The organism is Treponema denticola ATCC 35405 (assembly GCF_000008185.1).
Lineage (GTDB): Bacteria > Spirochaetota > Spirochaetia > Treponematales > Treponemataceae > Treponema_B > Treponema_B denticola.
In genome coordinates this window covers 1,948,656-1,967,361 of the sequence record NC_002967.9, presented here as the reverse complement: position 1 = coordinate 1,967,361, position 18,706 = coordinate 1,948,656, and the positions used below count along the sequence as shown (strand labels likewise).

Sequence of the window (18,706 nt, the reverse complement as noted above, 5' to 3'; positions counted from 1 at the left end):
AGTTTCTATGAAGAATATTGTTAAAATTTTCATCGGTTGTCTTCTAATTCTTGGAGTGCTGACTTCTTGCAGCAAAGAAGAAGGCAAAAAGGCTTTGATGGTCGGTATGGTTACGGATGCCGGAACCATAGACGATAAATCCTTTAACCAAGGAACTTGGGAAGGTATTAAAAAAGCCGAAAGTGATCTTGGTGTAAAGGTTAAATATTTAAAACCTGTCGGAACAACCGAAGCCGACTACATCAAAGAAATCTCAAACCTATATGATTCAGGATATAAATTTATTATTTGTCCCGGATTTAAATTTGAGACGGCCGTATTTAAGGCCCAGTCCAAGTACAAAGATGCAAAATTTATCATAATCGACGGAAATGCTCATCCTGCCGATGCATATGATGCCCAAAACGGACCTAATACAATCGGAATCAGCTTTTTAGAAAATGAAGCCGGTTTCTTGGCCGGTGTTGCCGCTGCTTTGCAGCAAAAAACCGGAAATTTCGGCTTTATCGGCGGTATGGAAATCCCTGCAGTACAAAAATTTAACTGGGGATGGCAGCAAGGTATTAAGTATGCAAACGAAAACCTCGGTACCCAAATTGAGATTTATCCTGAAAACTTCATATATCAGGGCGGATTTTCCGACATTGCAGCAGGTCAGCAGATTGCTGCTTCTATGTATGACAGGGGCGTTACCGTAATCCATGCTGCAGCCGGAGGTGTTGGTGTAGGCGTTATAAATGAAGCAAAAACCAGAACTCAGGCAGGAAAAAAAGTTTGGGTAGTAGGTGTTGACGTTGATCAATATGCAGAAGGAGTCATAGCAGACGGTTCTTCTATAATTCTTACATCTGCAATGAAGTATCTTGACAAGGCTTCTTATGACATGATTAAAGAAGAATTGAACGGAACATTCGCCGGCGGACGCTCATTATTGTTCTCTGTAAAAGAAAACGGCGTAGGAATTCCTGCTAAGAATCCTAACCTTTCCGATGATGTACAGCAAAAGGTAAACGAAATTTATCAAAAAATAAAGAACGGTGAGATTGTAGTAAGTGCAACTCAAGGCGATTTATTTAAATAAAACTTAAAGAAGTTTACAAAGCCCTCTTTCTACAGAAAGACTCTTTCTGTAGAAAGATATCTTCCGAAAGAAAGTGCCTTTCTAAAGAAAGGGGGCTGTTTCTTATTTTTTGAGGAGTTCAAATTGTCCCATAGTGATTATGTGATTGAAATGAGAAATATCCGCAAGGAATTTCCCGGAATCGTGGCAAACGATGATATAAGCCTATGCGTTAAACAGGGAGAAATACACGCCATTTTGGGAGAAAACGGAGCGGGGAAATCTACCCTGATGAGTATCCTCTTCGGTCTTTACCATGCCGATAGAGGAGAAATCTATGTAAAGGGAAACAAGGTAAAAATAAACAGCCCCAACGATGCAAACGATCTGGGGATAGGAATGGTGCATCAGCATTTTAAGCTCATTCATAATTTTACCGTAACAGAAAATATCATTTTGGGTAAAGAAGGCGGTTTTATCCTAAACGAAAAAGAAGCCGAAAAGCGAATAAAAGAGTTAAGCGATAAATACGGTCTTTTTATTGAACCTGATGCTCTTATAAGCAATATCACTGTAGGTATGCAGCAAAGGGTTGAAATATTAAAAATGCTTTACAGGAATGCCGACATCCTAATCTTCGATGAACCTACGGCAGTTTTAACCCCTCAAGAAATAAACGAACTTATGCAGATTATGCGGAACCTTGCCGCAGAAGGTAAGGCCATAATTCTTATTACCCATAAATTACAGGAAATTTTGGATGTAGCCGACAAGTGTACGATTATACGGCGTGGAAAATTAATAGATGTTGTCGATGTAGCTTCTACAACCAAAAATGAACTTGCCTCCAAGATGGTTGGCCGTCCCGTAGACTTTAAGGTTCCGAAAGGGCCTTCAAATCCGGGAAAGCCGATTCTTGAAATTAAAAACTTAAACGTATTAAAAGAAAAAAAACTGCCTGCCGTAAGAGATTTTTCTCTTGAGGTTAGGGCAGGGGAAATCGTAGGCATAGCCGGCGTAGACGGAAACGGTCAAAGCGAGCTTGTTTATGCCCTTTCAGGACTCATGCCTGTCGAGTCCGGCAGTATACTTTTAGACGGAAAAGATATTACAAACTTTTCCGTAAGAAAAAGAGCAGAATCGGGCTTAGGCCATGTTCCTGAAGACAGGCAAAAACACGGTCTTATTTTGCAATATTCTATTGCCGAAAACATGGTCATAAAATCCTATTACACACAAAACTTCCAAAAACACGGTTTTTTAAATAAGGAAAAAATAAAAAGTTTTGCCCAAAAAATCAGCGAAATCTTCGATGTCCGCTCCGGTTCCGGGATAGAATCCAAGGCGGGGAATTTAAGCGGTGGCAATCAGCAGAAGGCCATTTTAGGAAGAGAAATTACCCTTGATCCGCCTCTTTTAATAGCGGTAAACCCGACACGCGGGCTTGATGTAGGAGCTATAGAATCTATCCACAAGGAACTGGTAAAACACAGGGATAACGGAAGAGCTGTTCTTTTAATTTCCTTTGAACTTGACGAAATATTTAACCTTTCAGATAGGATAGCAGTCATGCACAGGGGCTCTTTAAGCGGAATTGTACGCCCTGAAGAAACTACTGCCGAAGAAGTTGGGCTTATGATGGCCGGTATGGGAGGAAAAAATGAGTAAGCTTAAAATACGATTTAAAGACTTTAACATAGCCGAAAACAATTTTATTATCAGTTTTTCCGCTGTTTTACTCGGCCTTATTGCCGGTGCTGTTTTTATAGCTGTTTCGGGAACAAATCCGTTTTCGGCCTTTTCTTACCTTTTCCGGGGCGGCCTAATGAATATAGAGCGTATAGGAAACACCCTTGCAACGGCTACGATTCTTTTGTTTGTAGGACTTTCGGTCAGCTTTGCTTTTAAAACGGGGCTTTTTAATATCGGTGCCTCAGGACAGATGCTCATTGGAGGCCTTTTTGCAACCTTTATAGCCTTAAACAGCTCAATGCCGCGTCCGGTTTTATTGCTTGTTTTGATAATAGCCGCAATGATAGGAGGAGCCTTTTGGGCCGCTTTGCCCGGTCTTTTAAAAGCCGTATTCAATGTACATGAGGTCGTTTCTACCATAATGATGAACTGGATAGCCTATTGGATAGTTTATTATTCGGTTCAAGGCTATCTAAAGGCCGAATTTATCGAGACCGAAAGCCGCTCCATCGCTGTAGAACACACCCTGAGGGCAGGGTGGCTGAGTAATCTCTTCGGAAGCGAGTATATAAATTACGGCATATTTTTAGGTATTTTAGGAATTATCCTTGTAAAAATAATATTGGATAAAACGACTCTGGGTTTTGAGCTAAAGGCTGCAGGATATAATAAGAGCGGAGCGGAATATGCAGGCATCAAGGTAAACAGAAATATTATCTTTTCTATGATGATTGCCGGAGCTCTTTCAGGTCTTGCCGGTTTAACCTATTATGCCGGTTATTCCCTTAATATGCAGATCGGTGTTTTACCCTCTCAAGGTTTTGACGGAATAGCCGTTGCTCTTTTAGGCGCTGGAAATTCGATAGGTGTTGCTTTAAGCTCCATCTTTTTCGGTATTCTCCATGTGGGAAAGGGCTTTATGAGCGCCAACACAAATGTTCCGCCCGAAATAGCCGATACCATCATTGCAGTTATCATTTATTTTACGGCTACAAGTTTATTGTTAAAGAAATTTTGGTCTAAAATCCAAAAAAATAAGGAAAAAACCGTCAAGGAGGCGAACTAATTATGTGGTATACTTTAACTTCAATATTTCCCTATGTTATATAGCATATACAATTCCGCTTTTAGTTACTTCTTTAGGCGGTCTTTATAGTGAGAGGAGCGGTGTAGTAAATTTAGGGCTTGAAGGCCTCATGCTTGTAGGCAGTTTTGCCGCAGCTATTACCATCCATCTTTTAGAAGGCTTGATACCCTCAGGCCTTCTTATCCCCATCGGTCTTTTAGCTGCCGTAATTATGGGAATCTTATATTCTCTTTTACATGCCTTTGCCTCAATTACATTAAAGGCCGATCAGATTATAAGCGGTACTGCCATAAATATGTTGGCTGCAGCTTTGACGGTATATACCGCAAGAGCCATCTTAGGTTCGGGAAATGTCCGTGTAAACAGCATAATCAGAAAAGACATTCCCGGCTTGGCGAATATTCCCGTTTTAGGGCCTTTATTCTTTTCTCAAAGTTATTGGAGCACATGGCTTGTTTTGGCTATTTTGGTTTTTTCTTGGTTTTTACTTTATAAGACCTCATTCGGCCTCAGGCTCCGAGCCTGCGGAGAACATCCTTCGGCCGTAGCCAGTGCGGGTGTAAATGTTCATAAGATGCGATACTTTGCCGTATGTGCGAGCGGTGCCTTGGCCGGTTTAGGCGGAGCCGTTATTCTCGTAACCTATTCCGGTGAATTTAACGGCAGTGTTGACGGCCTTGGTTTTTTAGCCCTTGCAGCTCTAATCTTCGGTCAATGGAAGCCTTTGGGCATCTTAGGTGCAACCTTCTTTTTCGGTTTTGCCCGTACGGTTGCAAACGTATCGCAGGTTATCCCTTCCTTGAGCCTTATTCCGCCTGTTTGGCTTAAAATGTTCCCTTATATGGTAACCTTGATAGCCCTTGTCCTTTTCAGTAAAAATTCGGCGGCTCCCAAGGCTGACGGGGAACCCTATTAAGTTTTTTAATAAGGGAGAGCCTATGAAAAAACGCTTTTTTCGGCCGTTCAGTCTTATATTTAGTCTTTTTATAGCCTTTAATCTTTTTGGGCAAGAAAATACCGAAGCGGCCTTGTCCGAAAAGGTTCTTGGTATAGAGGGAATCTGGGAGAATGGAGGCCGGTTTATAGAATTTTCAAGAGATAGTAAAAAAAATTCTCTCGATATGAGGGTTGTTCTAAAGCCTTATTATCGCTTTGTATACGAAAAAATGGGGAATTTTTCTTCCTCCATAGAAACTCTTGAAAATTCTAAAAGTCAATTTTATTTGAGGGTAAACTATCCCTATGCTAAAAAAGCCGTTGTTTTTCCCGTATGTATAGAAAACGGCTTTTTTTTTACTTCATTTTATAAAAAAATCCCTTATGAGGTAAAAGAAGAAAGCTCGGATAATCTTTTAGAAACAAAAGATGAAAATTCTTCAAGTTCCTTTGACGATAAAAAGAATCTCCTGGACGGCTTTTGGATAGAGCAGGGTAGTCCTGACGGCATCCTTCTTTATCCAAATGAAGCTCCGTCTTCAATAGACGCTTATTTTTTTACCGGAGACGATTATATCCGTTTCCGCTATTGGCTTGATGACCTTGAGTATAATGACAAAAAAGTAATTGTAAAAGGAAATGACGGAACCGGTTACGAATTCCCTCGCCTTTTAAAGAGAGGCAGCCTTGTTTATTCATGCCTTACCAATACCGGCAGCATTTTACGCAATTATGAAACGGGAAAATACACAATTTCTTCGGATTCAAATGCTGAAAATACCCAAGGCCTATTTTTAAGTTTTAAGCCCCTTGGTGCAGGACCCGGCACTCATGCCGCTCCCGATACCTATCCCAAGGCACAGTTTTCGGTTTTAGAAAATTTACCTCTTTATATACTGGATGACGGGAAGGTCTTTGCAATGGGCTCTCCATTTTTGATCAGATCCGATATTAAAGATTTGGATGCCGAAATCGAAAAACAGAATGCAAAGCGAAGGCCTCCGCCTGAGCCGTCTATACCGACTGAAGACTTATAAAAAAGGAAGGAATTATGCATTATAAGGTTTTGTTTAGGATTGAAAAGTTTAACTTAATAGATAAGCTAAAGCATAAGATAACAAACTACAAAAGATATTGTGAAGAATTGGGCGATACTGCCGAGATTGAGGTTGTTTTTGCCGGTGATGTTGTAAAATACTTTGAAAGTCTTGAAAACGATTTTACGGATTCGGGACTAGACATAGCCCTATGCCACAATGCTCTTACAGGACAAAACATGCCCGATATAAATTATAAAAATATTAGAACCGTCAGGGCCGGAATAGGCGAAATCATAAGCCGGAAAGCTGAAGGTTTTATCGAATATACGATAGAATAAATTGGAAATAATATTATAAAGAGGTACCTAGATTTTTAATCATAGATACCTCTTTAAATCTTGTTATTTTAAGCTTCTTATTCTTTAGACCATGTCAGCACTTTTTCACAAAGAGCTGCAAAGTCCTTAGCTACTTTTTTTGCATCATCTACCGGGATGACGGCTTCTTGATTTAAGGTTTTCTCAAAGAAACGCTCAATCAATTTAAAAGTATTGGGAAGAGGGTAAAATAGGAAAGCAAAGTTAATTCCTACAGGTTTTACTACCGTAAAAGTCGAAATAGCTTTTTGAGGAGCGTTGCTATAAATAATGGTGGATTGATTTTTTGCAGTATAAATATTGGATTCTTTGAATCTTAAAGGTACTTGGAAATTTTTATCTCGAAATACAGGTTCGACTGCCTTGTGGGGGAAGTTTGGCGGTTCTACCAATAAGAAAAGTTTTTTTCCGTTTGTTTGGAAGGTTAATCCGTCACCGGTCATATAAATGTCTTTTACCGTTGAATATGAAATTATTTCATAAACACTGTAGGCCGAATCTTCCTTAAAAAAGGATGAAACAATGTATCCTTCATCCATAGGCAATTTGTTTTGAGCATAAGCTTCAAAAAGGTCAATTGCTTTTAAATTCGACATAAAAATCTCCTTTTGATTTATAGGTAAAAGTATACACTATTTTTTTTAAGTCTTCAAGGCTTAAAAACCGAACTTTGTCTATTTTTGTAAAAAAAAGACCTTGACATTTTTTGTGTTTTTTAGCATAATGTCCCTTGTCCTTGGTGGGTATAGTTCAGGGGTAGAGCGCCAGATTGTGGTTCTGGTTGTCGTGGGTTCAAATCCCACTACCCACCCTCTGCGGAGCTTGCAAGGCTTCGCATTTTTTGCGCCTGTAGCTCAGCTGGATAGAGCATCGGACTTCGAATCCGCAGGTCGCACGTTCGAATCGTGTCGGGCGCATAGATTTGCCGCCTATTTTACTGTTTCCATAATTTTTAATTACTTGACAAAACAGTCTGATTTTGATAGGCTTAAAAATCTATTTTATTGTTATAAGAGGTGACGAATGGCGATTAAACAGCCTAAGGGAAAAACAGTTAGACGACTCGGCGTTAATATTTACGGCAACCCAAAATATGACAAACTTTTGGATCGCAAGCCGAATGGTCCCGGAAAAGAACGCGGCGCAAGAAAACGGGGCAAGACTTCTGTTTATGGTGAACAATTAAAGGAAAAACAAAAATTCAGATTTGCTTATGGAATTTCGGAACGGCAGTTTAGGAATCTATATAAAAAAGCAAGCCGAATGCCCGGTGTTACCGGTGACAATATGATTTCCTTGATGGAACAGCGTTTGGATAATACGATTTATCGAATGGGCTTTGCTATCAGCCGTGCACAGGCCAGACAAATGGTCACGCATGCTTATTTCTTTATTAACGGAAAGCCCGTAAACATTCCCTCGATGTGCGTAAGTGTAAACGATGTTATTACAACAAAAAATAAAAAAGGTATTCAAAACCTTATCCGTCATAATATGAGCACTTCTCAAAGTGCGAGAGGTTCTTGGCTCACAATTGATGACGAAAAACTTTCTGCAACGGTAAATATTTTACCTGTTACTACGGATATTCAGCCCGTAGGAAATATCCAGAACGTTGTTGAATACTATTCAAGAAATGCTTAAGTCTTAGCTTTAAGCTTAAACTTGGATTTAAGCTCTTGCACAAAACGGCTCATTCAAAGGATGAGCCGTTTTTTTATTATTCTCACCATGCTTGATTTTTTGCTTCTTTAGTTCTATAATAGTAAACACAATTAAATTTGGAGAACTTAGATGAGCGATAATCCCGAGACCGTATTAGATCAAAAAAATGATGAAGCCGTTGTTGTTGAAAATAATGTTTTAGAAAATGATAACGAAGCTTCCTTGGAAGAAAAGAAAACACCCGAAACAAAAGAAGTAAAAATCAAAAAAAAGCACGGTGTTTTCTTTAAAATCGGAATGACTTTTTTAGTCATTGTACTTGTATTGGTTTTACCTGTTGCGGGTTTTCTTATTTATTCTGCAATCGATGGTATAAATCCTATCGAGTATATACCTGAAGGGCATTATGCCTATGTAAACATAGATTCTGCAGGGGAATTTTTACAAAAGACTCTTTCAATGCAGACCCTTGATTCGGTTTTAAGCTCGCCTGAAACTGCTCAATTACAGGGAACTATCCGTTCTTTTAGAGCCTCTCCAATGCTGTCCTCATGGTGGTTCGGTTCTGCCTCAAATATCAGCTTAGACATTGCGGCCTATCCCAACGGTAGTTTCTTGATTTTTGCTAAACTGGGCTTTCGTTCGGCAGGAACAAGGCTTTTACCCCTTATTTTAAAATTTAAGCCTGACTTATTGGCTGATTTAAAAGAGCTTAAGCCTCTTGACGAAAACGGTATAAGTTTTTGGCAGTATGATTTGGGCGGCGGTCAAGCTATATATATCTTAAATTATAAGGATTCCGTAATTGCTTCTACATCCAAAGATTTATTTTTTTCGGCCCTATCTAAAAAGCATGAAGATGAGCACATTAAAACCTTGCGTAAATTTATCAAAGAAAAGAAGGGCGGAACTTTAAGCATATTAAGCGATGTAAATTATTTTACCAAAGACACGCCAAAAGACGATTCTATAAGCAATAATGTTGTGCGTGCCCTTAAATTTCCGGAAAATGCAAAGATAGATCTTAGCTTGGATTATAAAGATATACGTCTTTCAGGACTTTGTAAGTGGGAAACCGAATCCGAGGGCTTAAATACTATTCTTCAAAGACAAGCCTTTATTCCGGGAATATTGAACAGGCTCCCTAAATCCGCCGACTATATAAGTTTGATAAACATGGGGGACCCCCAATTTTTATTCCAAAATGGAAAAGATATTTTAGGTTCATCTATATTGCAATCATATAATTCGGCAAATAAGGCAGCCAAATTTGTTTTTAATAAGGGTATTGATGACTTGCTTTTTTCATGGATGGGCGAAGAGATAGGTGTTTTTGAAGTAAAACAATCCGATGTTCCTATCTTTTTTGTTTCATTAAAAGACGAAAAACTATGCAGGCAAGCCCTCGAATTAATCTATTCCTCATTTTTTGTAAACAGAAATATCTCGGCTCTTGTTGACGGCATAAGAATACCGCGTATAGAATTTCCCGATATTTTAACGGGGCTTTTACGGGCCTTTAAGGTTGAGCTTCCCACTCCTTTTTATGTTATTGAAGGCGGGTATCTTTATCTTTCGCAGAGTGCCGAAGCTCTAGCTTCTACATTAAATGACGTAAAAAGAGGCGACTTGCTTGTAAAAACCGAAAACTGGAAAAACATAACAAAATCTTTTTCTCCCGAAACCTCCGTCTTTGTTTATTATAGTTTGGAAAATCAAGTTCCCTCATTTTTAAGAACAAATGAGGTTTTACAATCCGTCTTAAAAGGTTTCGGACGGGGCCTGATCTCAATCCGGTTTGAAAAAGAAAAAACCGTTAAATTTGAGGTTTATACTCAAAAAACCGAAGCTCATTCCTTGGGAGAGCTTTCTGCCTTTCCATTCGAATTTAATTCAAGGTTGAGCTCGAACCTTTATTGCGGAAAGGGAACAAACAATGTTCCATTTGCTTATTGGGTAAGCGGAACAAACCTATATGCCCTAAATTTAGCCGATAGACAATTAAAATCGATTAAACTTGATGATAAGGCCTATTTAAACCTCGATATTAAAAAGGGGGTTGTGGATTCCGTTTGGGCAGTATCTGCTCGAGGAACCGTTTACAAAACGGATTATAATCTGGAAGTGTCCTCAGGCTTTCCGATTCTAACCGGAGAAAAGTTAAGCTCTTCTCCGGCGATTATACAGGACAAGATAGTTGTTCCCGTTGCCAATAAGCCCGTTCTTTTATATGTCGACAGTGCAGCTTCCTTTTATTACTCGGATGAGATGAATACGCGTTTAAAGACTGCTCCCGCAGTGTACGGCAATTTTATTGCGGCTATTCCCCGTTCTTTTGACAGCTACATGTATGTTTTTGACGATAAGGGAAAAATTATTTCGGGTTATCCGAAAGAGCTTGACGGTATTTCGGCAGTTCAGCCTATTCTATATAAAAATAATACTTATGAAGCCGTTTTAACGGAGCAGGGCTTGTTCTCTCTTAAGCCTTCACTTATACAGGGAAAAGAGGAGTCGGTTTATTCCATAGACCTTAACAGCTCTTGTAAAACTCAACCCGTTTATTCCGAAAAGCTAAAAATGTTCTTTTTGATTACCGATAACGGCTTTTTATATAAGATAGATACCGAATGTAATATAATAGACAAAATTCCTTTAAAGCAAAAAAATGCATCCGATTATCTTATTACCCTCATCGATCTTGATTCGGACGGTTATGATGATGTGCTTGTTTCGGGAGGAGGAAATTCCATATATGCTTATAGTGCGAACCTTTCACCCATAAACGGTTTTCCTGTTGCAGGAACGGGAATTCCTTATCTAATCGATGTAGACGGAAACGGAAGGCCTGAATTGATAACCTGCGGTATAGATAACCGCATTCATTCTTATACGGGAGTTTCAAAATGAAAAATAAATTTATTCTTTTGCTGCTTTGTGTTTTGATGGTTTTTGTATCTTGTTCAACAATACAAAAAGATTCGATTTATTCTACTACATTATCTCAAGATAATATTCGGAATGTGGAGCATATTGAAATTAACATTGTCAGGCAGTACAGGGAAAACAATCAGGAAAAGATTGAAGATATAAAAAAGGATTTAAATGCTCTTTTAGCAGTTCCTTCATCGGATAGGTCCTATCTTGCCTTGGTGTATGCCCTTTATGCCGATTACTTTTTGCTAAACAGGGATAAGGTTTCCGCCAAAAAAATGCTTAAAACTGCGGAAAGCTATAATCCTCACGAAGAATATGTGCATTTGGTTAAATCGCGGCTAACCGACAAGCTTGAAGATAAAAAAGATTATTTGATTTCGATGATTAAATTGAATCCGAGGGCATACAGGCTGCAATCGGAGCTGGGCTTTGTCTATTACCTCTTGGAAGATTATACTAGGGCGCTTGTTGCCTTTGATGCTTCTTTGGATTTTTTAAATGAAGAGTACGGTCTTCTTTACGGTGAAAAGAGGGAGTATTGCCGTAAATTCTATAAGGTGGATTCGGATGTTAAAAACTCTACGGCTCAAATTTTAACTCAAAGTAAGATAAGTCTTATAGATATGACAACCCTTACTCAGGATAATACCCATGCCCTTGATTCAATTACGGGTACGGCTTTTTGGCGGCCTGCAATGCTTGCAGACAGGCTAAAGGCTGCCGGATGGTATGCCGATTCGGTCAACATTTCGAAGGGAACGGCAACACGGAAGGATGCAGCTCTTTTTTTGTGGCACCTCCTTATAGGTAATGACAATGAAGCCCTCACTCAATACAGCCGCCAATATGTTTATAGCGGAAAATCGAGCCCCATACAGGATGTCGCCATAGACGGTGTTTTCTTTGATGCAATCATAGGTTTGGTAGAAGAAGATATAATACCCCTGATTGACGGCCGGCTCTTTGTGCCTGACGGAGATGTTTCCGGTCTTGATTTTTATGAATGGCTGAAAAAAGCCGACGGTTTGAGATAAAATCAACAACCCCGGCGCAGAGCGTTCATCTATTATCTTTACTCAATTTTATACTGCAGCAGCAAAATCCTCAAATCTTCTTTGTTTGTTACACCTAAAAGACGGCATGCTGCTGCCATATCTTTTTTTACAACCGAAGTACTTACGTGATATTCGGCAGCGAGCTCTTCGTATGTTTTTCCGCCGTTGACTGTGCCTTGAATAAAAAACTTTTGCCGCTCCGAAATGCCGTAGTCCGACAAGCGTAAGACTGAGCCCTTAACAGGGAGCGGAATTTCAGGACTAATAATTTCTTCAACAGGCAAAAGAAAGGATAGCTTTGATTCCAGCTTTTTATAAAGACAGACCAGAAGCCCGAAGTGAAAAAGCGTAAGTGCAATTTCGAATATCGCCATTTTTATATTAAACGAAAAATAAAGACCTATCGTAATGAGTATCCAGTACAAACATAGTGCCGCAATCTTTTCTTTATAGCGGGTTTTAAAATCTCCGTTTACAAAAACTATAACACAGCCTGCAGTAAAAAGGAGGGTGCCTATACCGACAAAACCCATATGAGCGGTAATCCCGCCTTCAATAAAAAACAATAGATACGAAATCATTTTGCAGCCCGGTTTTATAAACAAAAAGACACACAAACCGGCGGCAACCGCATTAACGGCAACATCAATCCATCGCACAACAGGAATAAAGCCGGCAAGCGGAACTTGCGTGGTAATATTCATCACGAGTGCAACACACAACACAAAAAAAGCGGATGCATACATAATACGGTTTACGGTAAAAAACTTTCTCATAACAGAGCTAGTATAAAAAAATACGGTATAAAATACAAGTAGACGTAAATTAATGGTTAATGGGTAATTGGCAATCGATTACTGCACTTTCTAAAGTTTTTCGATTTCTTCTTTGGAAAGACCGGTCATCTTTTGTATAAAGGAAATCTCACAATTTTCCTCTTTCATTAGTTTTGCCGTTTCAAGCTTTGTTTGGTATGTGCCTTTTTCTTCACCTTGGGCAAAAGCTATTTGTCTTTCTTCAGATCTCTGCACTGCAATGTCCGTATCATAATCGTATTCGGCTACTAACATGTTTATTACCTCCCGTGATTTTCTCTGTAAGTATTCTTTTAAGATGCCTTTTTCTATACATATCTTTACAGCATTGGTAAAGCCATTTTCCGGATCGAGTTGTGTTTGATTTCTTACCTCTTCAACAAAGAGGCTGTATTCTTCAAGCGGTTTGCACGCTGTTAGGATTTTGTTTGCCTTATCAGTGTTAATGTTTAAGACTTGCACTGTCAATTCCAGCGGAATTGACTCTGGTTTTGTGATGAACGCATCGGATAGCTTTAATGTTGTAGTTTCAGGATAATCTTCCTTGCCGTTATAGAAAACGTAGAATTCAGGTGTGGGTATTTTTGACAGCTTTCTTAAATATCTGTCTGTGGGAGCTTGCAGTTTTTCATAAAGCCGAGCGATGTATTCTAAAAAACGCAGGGGCATATTTTCGTTTATGGTAGATTGATGTTCTGCAAGAATGATGATTTTACCATCTACAAGGCAGGAAACATCGTTGATAATATTCATGTACATGACATTTTCAAGCCTTATATTTTCGACCGGAGACGAAAGCGGAAGGTTTGTACCGTGCAAGGCGTTGTAAAGAGATAAGAAATTTTCTTTTGCTTTTTCGTCCTCACTGAACAAGTCTACAAAAACCGAGTCTTTATATTTTCTGTTTGACATACTCATAGCCATTCCTCATTGATTGTATTATACCATACTTACCGCAGTTTTAAAAGAGCCGCTTTTCAATTTTTAATTGGTAATTTGTAATTGCCAATTACCCATTAACTTTATGGTCAGTGGAAAAGTCACACAGACTGTCCTTATGCTTACATACATCCCGATATTAGCGTATCGCACTGCAAGTGTAAAATCCCCTGCCGGAACCGATGAATCCAAAAAAAAGATGAGGCGAGAAATGTACAATGATGTACATTCATAAGCGGGTATACGAATTTTAACTTCTGCAGGTTTTAATTTGCTCTTTGCACCAGTCTACAACAATATCCATTTCAACAAACCGGAGCCATTCATTTACATCATGTTCAAGGTCATTTTTCATATATTAATATTCCTTCGGTTGAAACCGTTTTTTCCAGTGTGGGCCTTTTTATGCGCTCATCAAAGTTTAATACATCGTTTACAATTACATCGCAAGGGGTTGTTCTGCAGTTACGAATAGCCCGATATGCTTTTTGAGAAAGTAAAATCGGATTACCGCTTTTTTCGTCTACAACCACTAATCATCGGTTATATTATACACAAAAAATAGGACATTTGCAACGGAGAAAAACACAACAATGCCGTAAATTTCAAGTGGTTCCATTCTCACGATGTTTTGCCGTAAGGCAAAACTCGAAGTTCAAAATCGGACACTGATGTACAATCCTTCAGCGGCACGGATGCCGCTGGTTCCACTCCTTACGAGTTTGCAACGCAAACTCGAAGCTGAAAAATGTACACGGATGTCCGATCATAAGCCGGACAGGATGTCCGGTGGTTCCATTCTCGCGATGTTTTGCCGTAAGGCAAAACTCGAAGCTGAAAAATGTACACGGATGTCCGATCATAAGCCGGACAGGATGTCCGGTGGTTCCATTCTCACGATGTTTTGCCGTAAGGCAAAACTCGAAGCTGAAAAATGTACACGGATGTACATTTTTCAGCGAGTAACCAAAGTTCTTTTTCGGTAACCTTGGTTCTTTTTAGCAATATGAGTCCGTTTTAAATAGATAAAATATTAAAACCGTAGTATTATGCCCTCATGAAAAGACCTTTAAATATTTTAATAGCGGCTGTTGCCGTAATTTTACTTTTTACAGCTTGTCAACAATTTCTGGAAGATCCGGAAGATTTTTTAAGCTATTGGGCGAGCGAGGCTTTTGTCAAAGACCATAGCATAGGTTCGGCACATAGGCCGGATAATGCAGGTGTGCCGTGTGTCGGCTCTTCGGAGCCCGTAGATATTACGCTCTCAGTGCATAACCCGAAAGGCTTTTCGTTTGTTATGCCTGCTTCTTCGGCACCGGCAGGCATTGTCGAATTTAAAGAACTTTCTTCTCAGCCTACGGCAGAAACCGACTATGCACTGGAGCGAACCGGTTTCGGCGCGCTGAAGCTTACATATAAACCGTCCCTTTTACAAAAATACGAACAAGGTTCAGGCAGTTTAAACCCGACCATCACCCTAAAAGCTAAAGACGGCAGGGTATTTAAGCAAACCTACACCTTCGGCATAAAATCGAACACCCCGCCGCCAAAACCGGCAGTCGTGCTTGCAAAACAGACTAATGCTTCTCCTGAGCCTTCGTATTACGTGCTCTGCATAGATACAAAAGATTTGGTTGATACTTCTGCCTTTGTAGGCGGAAAATATATCCATGATGATATTGCATACGTTACCGTAAACGGAATACGATACAACTTAAAAATGAATGATGCCCATAACGGTTTTAGCAAAAAACCGGCGGCACCCTCATTTCTTGAAAACGGTACAGGGCTTATGGCGGTCGGCAGTGAATCGCTGCCTACAGCGAGCCATTGGGTTTTATACTACAAAACGAACATAAGAATAGGAGACGGCAACCCGCCTACAACATACCATATAACCTTGATCGACAACGAAGGCGTTACTTCGGATGAGGCTGTCAAAACGATAGAAGCAAGCGGTAAGACTCACACCGTAACATTCAGCGTTGTAGACGGAACTGGAGGAACGCTTACAGCAAAAGTTGATGGTAGCAATATTCAGTCGGGCAGTGAGGTTGGACGCGGAAAGACGGTAACCTTCACTGCGAATCCCGATACGGTAAACGGTTATGAGGTTGAAAAATGGACGCTTGACGACAACGAAGTATCCGGTCATACAAGTACGGAGTATACGCTTTACAACATAACCGACAATGCAACCGTAACGGTAAAGTTTAAAAAGAAGATTTACACCGTAACCTACCGCGTAGAAATCGTAGACGGAGAAGCGGGAGGAAAGATTAAAGCCGATTCAGGTAACTTTGTAGAAAACGGCAGCACATCAGTTGAATACGGCGGAAGTGTAACCTTTACCGCGCACCCAACCAATACAGACTGGAAAGTTGCGGAATGGAAAAGGGACAATGCCGAAGAAAACGGAACGAATGGCACCTATACGATTTCTGTAACCGCTGCTACAACCGTAACGGTGAAGTTTTACCAGTCGACCTTAAAGAATCCGGCAACGTGGAAAGACCTTGCGCGTGCGGTTAAAAGCGCACCCGATAACGCTGTCATCACCATAAACGGTGAAATACAGGCGACAGATGTCGCAAACAATGCGAGCAGAATTAAGGTCCAAAAAAACCTTACCATAAAAGGCGAAAACAACGCCATTTTGAACGCAGTCGGCAAGCAGGGCATCTTTGATGTGTTTAGAACATTCACCCTTCAAGACATAACGCTTAAAAATAGTGCACTGCCCTCCGAGTACTCAGGCGGTGCCGGCGTATACGTAAACCCGTCCGGTACACTCATTATGAAAGGCTCAAGCGTTATCACCAAGTGCTCGGCGGCGAATTCCGGCGGTGGCGTGTATGTAGGCGGCGGAACCTTTGAAATGCACGACACAAGCGCTATCACCGGCTGCACGGCAAGTAAAGGCGGCGGCGTTTATGTAAGCGGCGGAATCTTTAAAATGCAAGATTCCGCAATCGTTACCCCCTCTACCGGATCTGAGCAATATACGGCGGGTAAAAACGATGTGTATTTGGAGAGCGGAAAGATGATAACCGTTGACGGCACATTGTCAAACAACCCCGCCGCGCGCATTACGGTACCGGACAACAAATACCAGTCGACTACCAAAGTGCTTGACGGAAGCGCAGTCGGTTCGGAACACGCCAAGTTTGCCGTAACGCCGGAGAAAGTTACGGAGGACTCGGAGAACTGGAATGTATTTTGGTATGTTGACGCTGGCGGTAGATTGAAAGCAGAATTTGAGGATCCTTCACTGTTGCAGGAAGTAATTAGTAGTAGACACGACAATACGCCCTTTATTATAAAGCTGGGGAATATCAGCAACCTTACAAATGTTGGAATACCAGGTAATAAAAAGATTATGCTCAAGGCTGATAGAGAGGTAACCTTAACATGTCCTCAGAAGTGGAACGACCTTAAACACTTACAGGTATACGAAAATGCCTCATTAACATTAAAAGGGCCGATAACACTGCAAGGCAAGGACTACGGCATTAATTCTCAATACGCGCTTTATGTAGAAAAGAACGGTAAGGCAGAAATCAAAGACGGCGTAACAATTACCGGGTTTAAAAACGCCGGCAGAGGTACGGTATTTGCAGACGGAGACCTTACGATGACAGGCGGAACAATTACCGGCAACAAAGCCGACAAAGGCGGCGGCGTATATATAGCTCCCAACAGAAGTTTTACGATGAAAGGCGGAAGCATTAAGGGAAATACGGCTGGAAATGGCGGCGGCGTATTTGTGGACTTTGACAGCGACTATTATATGTACGGAACTTTTACGATGTCAGGCGGAAGGATTGAAGGCAACACAGCCGACCATGGCGGCGGCGTATTTACACATGGAAGTTTTACGATGTCAGGCGGAATAATTACCAAGAATAAAGCAAATACTGACGGCAAGGCAGTGATGCTTGATCACTACTTTGATTGGGAAGACGGCGAGATAAAGGACAACAAAGAAGGCAACGGCGCGGTAATTGGAGGCAATGTCTCTCGCTATCTTAGAAAAGCCCCCGGTAATAGTAATACGGAAAGCTAAGGGGATGTGTTCAATTGGTAATGGATAATTACAAATTACACATTGCCAATTACAAATTAAAAAAAAAGCGGCTCGCAATTTTGATAAATTGCTCTCCGCTTAATTAATAATGTATAATTAATAAAGTATAATTAATAATTGTTAATGGAGAATTGATAACCTATTATCAATTAAAAATGAGGAAGCTTTTATGTTGAAGTATTCACTAAAAACCGAGACGGCAAATATCGGCCCGTGCATAATGGGCGTTTCGGACAAACAGAACGGCACCATCACAATAGACTCGGTCATGGAAATACTCGGCAGCCGCTTAAAATTCGACCCGAAAGATGCGGGTCAAGGAGTATTAGCCGTCTCGGGCTCCAAAACCGTCCGCTGTGCTTCGGTCATAGAAAATAAATCCGGCCGCCTTATAGTCCTTTTGAATCAAGTGTTCCGGCAGGCGGATAATGGGTACATTACCAATTAAAAAAATATAATTATTTTTAAATTGCCGTATTGAACTTTTAGGGCTTTTTGAGTATAATCCTTTCTTGTTGATCCGTTAGCTCAGTTGGATAGAGCGGCTGCCTCCTAAGCAGCAGGTCGGACGTTCGAATCGTCTACGGGTCATTTTTTTAATTCATGCAGGGCATCAAAGGGATAGATTCCTTTAACATCCGTCAACACTACATTATCAAGCGAGGAGCCGAAGATTACCGGCGTATCTCCGCCCATAAATTCCGAAATAACCTGCCTGCAGGCTCCGCAGGGGCTTACGGGATAGTCCGCATCGGGCGTTGCAATGGCGATGGCCTTAAAATCCGTTTTTCCTTCAGAAACCGCTTTAAATATTGCGGTCCGCTCTGCACAGTTTGTAAGTCCATACGAGCGGTTTTCTATGTTCACTCCTGTGACAATTGAACCGTCTTCCAACAAAATAGCCGCTCCCACATGAAAATTGGAGTAGGGGGCATAGGCTTTCTTTGCAGCCTCAAGGGCTGTTTTGAATAAATTTTCTAACTGACTTGAAATTTCCATAAAAGTAGTATATC

The 18,706-nt window shown here is 40.5% G+C and carries 15 protein-coding genes, 3 tRNA genes and 1 pseudogene; 14 read left to right on the top strand and 5 right to left on the bottom strand.

Going from position 1 to position 18,706, the window contains the following annotated elements:
• Positions 1 to 7 precede the first annotated feature (7 nt).
• The 6 genes and pseudogenes from TDE_RS09255 to TDE_RS09230 all read left to right on the top strand — a co-directional run bounded on the left by TDE_RS09255 (position 8) and on the right by TDE_RS09230 (position 6,153).
• Complete coding sequence (locus TDE_RS09255; protein WP_002669780.1) at positions 8 to 1,081, top strand: BMP family lipoprotein; 1,074 nt, start codon at positions 8 to 10, stop codon at positions 1,079 to 1,081.
• Positions 1,082 to 1,204: 123 nt separating this feature from the next.
• Positions 1,205 to 2,728, top strand: coding sequence for an ABC transporter ATP-binding protein (locus tag TDE_RS09250; RefSeq protein ID WP_010957110.1), 1,524 nt, complete (start codon positions 1,205 to 1,207; stop codon positions 2,726 to 2,728).
• Complete coding sequence (locus TDE_RS09245) at positions 2,721 to 3,818, top strand: ABC transporter permease (protein ID WP_002679664.1); 1,098 nt, start codon at positions 2,721 to 2,723, stop codon at positions 3,816 to 3,818. Before TDE_RS09250 ends, TDE_RS09245 begins: the two co-directional genes overlap by 8 nt.
• 2 nt (positions 3,819 to 3,820) lie before the next feature.
• A pseudogene (locus TDE_RS09240) lies at positions 3,821 to 4,755 on the top strand (ABC transporter permease).
• A 22-nt stretch (positions 4,756 to 4,777) separates the two neighbouring features.
• The gene (locus TDE_RS09235; RefSeq protein ID WP_002679661.1) at positions 4,778 to 5,812 is read left to right on the top strand and encodes a hypothetical protein; all 1,035 of its coding nucleotides are present in this window, start codon (positions 4,778 to 4,780) and stop codon (positions 5,810 to 5,812) included.
• A 14-nt stretch (positions 5,813 to 5,826) separates the two neighbouring features.
• Entirely contained in the window at positions 5,827 to 6,153 is a 327-nt protein-coding gene (locus TDE_RS09230) for a hypothetical protein (RefSeq protein WP_002669775.1), read from the top strand.
• Between the two features lie 77 nt (positions 6,154 to 6,230).
• On the opposite strand, the gene TDE_RS09225 is transcribed toward TDE_RS09230, so the two are convergent.
• Positions 6,231 to 6,788: a hypothetical protein gene (locus TDE_RS09225; RefSeq protein WP_002669773.1), complete on the bottom strand. Its 558-nt coding sequence runs from the start codon at positions 6,786 to 6,788 to the stop codon at positions 6,231 to 6,233.
• A gap of 143 nt (positions 6,789 to 6,931) precedes the next feature.
• On the opposite strand from TDE_RS09225, the gene TDE_RS09220 reads away from it, so the two are divergent.
• The 5 genes from TDE_RS09220 (at position 6,932) to TDE_RS09200 (ending at position 11,828) form a co-directional block, all read left to right on the top strand.
• Positions 6,932 to 7,003, top strand: a tRNA-His gene (locus TDE_RS09220).
• Positions 7,004 to 7,035: 32 nt separating this feature from the next.
• Positions 7,036 to 7,109 (top strand) — tRNA-Arg (locus TDE_RS09215).
• Positions 7,110 to 7,215: 106 nt separating this feature from the next.
• Entirely contained in the window at positions 7,216 to 7,836 is a 621-nt protein-coding gene (rpsD, locus tag TDE_RS09210) for a 30S ribosomal protein S4 (protein ID WP_002669771.1), read from the top strand.
• 150 nt (positions 7,837 to 7,986) lie between these two features.
• Positions 7,987 to 10,767 carry a hypothetical protein gene (locus TDE_RS09205; RefSeq protein WP_002679659.1) on the top strand — a complete coding sequence of 927 codons (2,781 nt, stop codon included), beginning with the start codon at positions 7,987 to 7,989 and terminating at the stop codon, positions 10,765 to 10,767.
• Positions 10,764 to 11,828, top strand: a complete 1,065-nt coding sequence (locus TDE_RS09200; protein WP_002679657.1) for a hypothetical protein — start codon at positions 10,764 to 10,766, stop codon at positions 11,826 to 11,828. Before TDE_RS09205 ends, TDE_RS09200 begins: the two co-directional genes overlap by 4 nt.
• Before the next feature lie 38 nt (positions 11,829 to 11,866).
• Here the strand turns inward: TDE_RS09200 and TDE_RS09195 are convergent, their stop codons facing one another.
• The 3 genes from TDE_RS09195 to TDE_RS09185 form a co-directional block, all read right to left on the bottom strand.
• Positions 11,867 to 12,625, bottom strand: a complete 759-nt coding sequence (locus tag TDE_RS09195; RefSeq protein WP_002669765.1) for a helix-turn-helix transcriptional regulator — start codon at positions 12,623 to 12,625, stop codon at positions 11,867 to 11,869.
• A 90-nt stretch (positions 12,626 to 12,715) separates the two neighbouring features.
• The gene (locus tag TDE_RS09190; RefSeq protein ID WP_002679655.1) at positions 12,716 to 13,582 is read right to left on the bottom strand and encodes an Rpn family recombination-promoting nuclease/putative transposase; all 867 of its coding nucleotides are present in this window, start codon (positions 13,580 to 13,582) and stop codon (positions 12,716 to 12,718) included.
• Positions 13,583 to 13,947: 365 nt separating this feature from the next.
• On the bottom strand, positions 13,948 to 14,136 hold the full coding sequence (locus TDE_RS09185) for a hypothetical protein (protein WP_002679651.1): 189 nt from the start codon (positions 14,134 to 14,136) through the stop codon (positions 13,948 to 13,950).
• A gap of 524 nt (positions 14,137 to 14,660) precedes the next feature.
• Between TDE_RS09185 and TDE_RS09180 the strand changes: the two genes are divergently transcribed.
• From TDE_RS09180 to TDE_RS09170, 3 genes are all read left to right on the top strand, one after another.
• Entirely contained in the window at positions 14,661 to 17,672 is a 3,012-nt protein-coding gene (locus TDE_RS09180; protein ID WP_002679636.1) for a hypothetical protein, read from the top strand.
• Between the two features lie 190 nt (positions 17,673 to 17,862).
• Positions 17,863 to 18,141, top strand: coding sequence for a DUF4469 domain-containing protein (locus TDE_RS09175; protein ID WP_002679634.1), 279 nt, complete (start codon positions 17,863 to 17,865; stop codon positions 18,139 to 18,141).
• A gap of 69 nt (positions 18,142 to 18,210) precedes the next feature.
• A tRNA-Arg gene (locus TDE_RS09170) sits at positions 18,211 to 18,284 on the top strand.
• Here the strand turns inward: TDE_RS09170 and TDE_RS09165 are convergent.
• A complete protein-coding gene (locus tag TDE_RS09165) occupies positions 18,282 to 18,692 on the bottom strand; it encodes a cytidine deaminase (protein WP_002674983.1) in 411 nt (136 codons plus the stop codon). The genes TDE_RS09170 and TDE_RS09165 overlap by 3 nt on opposite strands.
• Between the last annotated feature and the right edge of the window lie 14 nt (positions 18,693 to 18,706).

Bases quoted from the DNA above. Each gene is read 5' to 3' on its own strand.
- TDE_RS09225 (WP_002669773.1), bottom strand. From the start codon at position 6,788: ATGTCGAATTTAAAAGCAATTGACCTTTTTGAAGCTTATGCTCAAAAC.
- TDE_RS09175 (WP_002679634.1), top strand. From the start codon at position 17,863: ATGTTGAAGTATTCACTAAAAACCGAGACGGCAAATATCGGCCCGTGC.
- TDE_RS09235 (WP_002679661.1), top strand. From the start codon at position 4,778: ATGAAAAAACGCTTTTTTCGGCCGTTCAGTCTTATATTTAGTCTTTTT.
- TDE_RS09245 (WP_002679664.1), top strand. From the start codon at position 2,721: ATGAGTAAGCTTAAAATACGATTTAAAGACTTTAACATAGCCGAAAAC.
- TDE_RS09205 (WP_002679659.1), top strand. From the start codon at position 7,987: ATGAGCGATAATCCCGAGACCGTATTAGATCAAAAAAATGATGAAGCC.
- TDE_RS09230 (WP_002669775.1), top strand. From the start codon at position 5,827: ATGCATTATAAGGTTTTGTTTAGGATTGAAAAGTTTAACTTAATAGAT.
- TDE_RS09200 (WP_002679657.1), top strand. From the start codon at position 10,764: ATGAAAAATAAATTTATTCTTTTGCTGCTTTGTGTTTTGATGGTTTTT.
- TDE_RS09180 (WP_002679636.1), top strand. From the start codon at position 14,661: ATGAAAAGACCTTTAAATATTTTAATAGCGGCTGTTGCCGTAATTTTA.
- TDE_RS09190 (WP_002679655.1), bottom strand. From the start codon at position 13,582: ATGAGTATGTCAAACAGAAAATATAAAGACTCGGTTTTTGTAGACTTG.
- TDE_RS09165 (WP_002674983.1), bottom strand. From the start codon at position 18,692: ATGGAAATTTCAAGTCAGTTAGAAAATTTATTCAAAACAGCCCTTGAG.
- TDE_RS09195 (WP_002669765.1), bottom strand. From the start codon at position 12,625: ATGAGAAAGTTTTTTACCGTAAACCGTATTATGTATGCATCCGCTTTT.
- rpsD (WP_002669771.1), top strand. From the start codon at position 7,216: ATGGCGATTAAACAGCCTAAGGGAAAAACAGTTAGACGACTCGGCGTT.
- TDE_RS09255 (WP_002669780.1), top strand. From the start codon at position 8: ATGAAGAATATTGTTAAAATTTTCATCGGTTGTCTTCTAATTCTTGGA.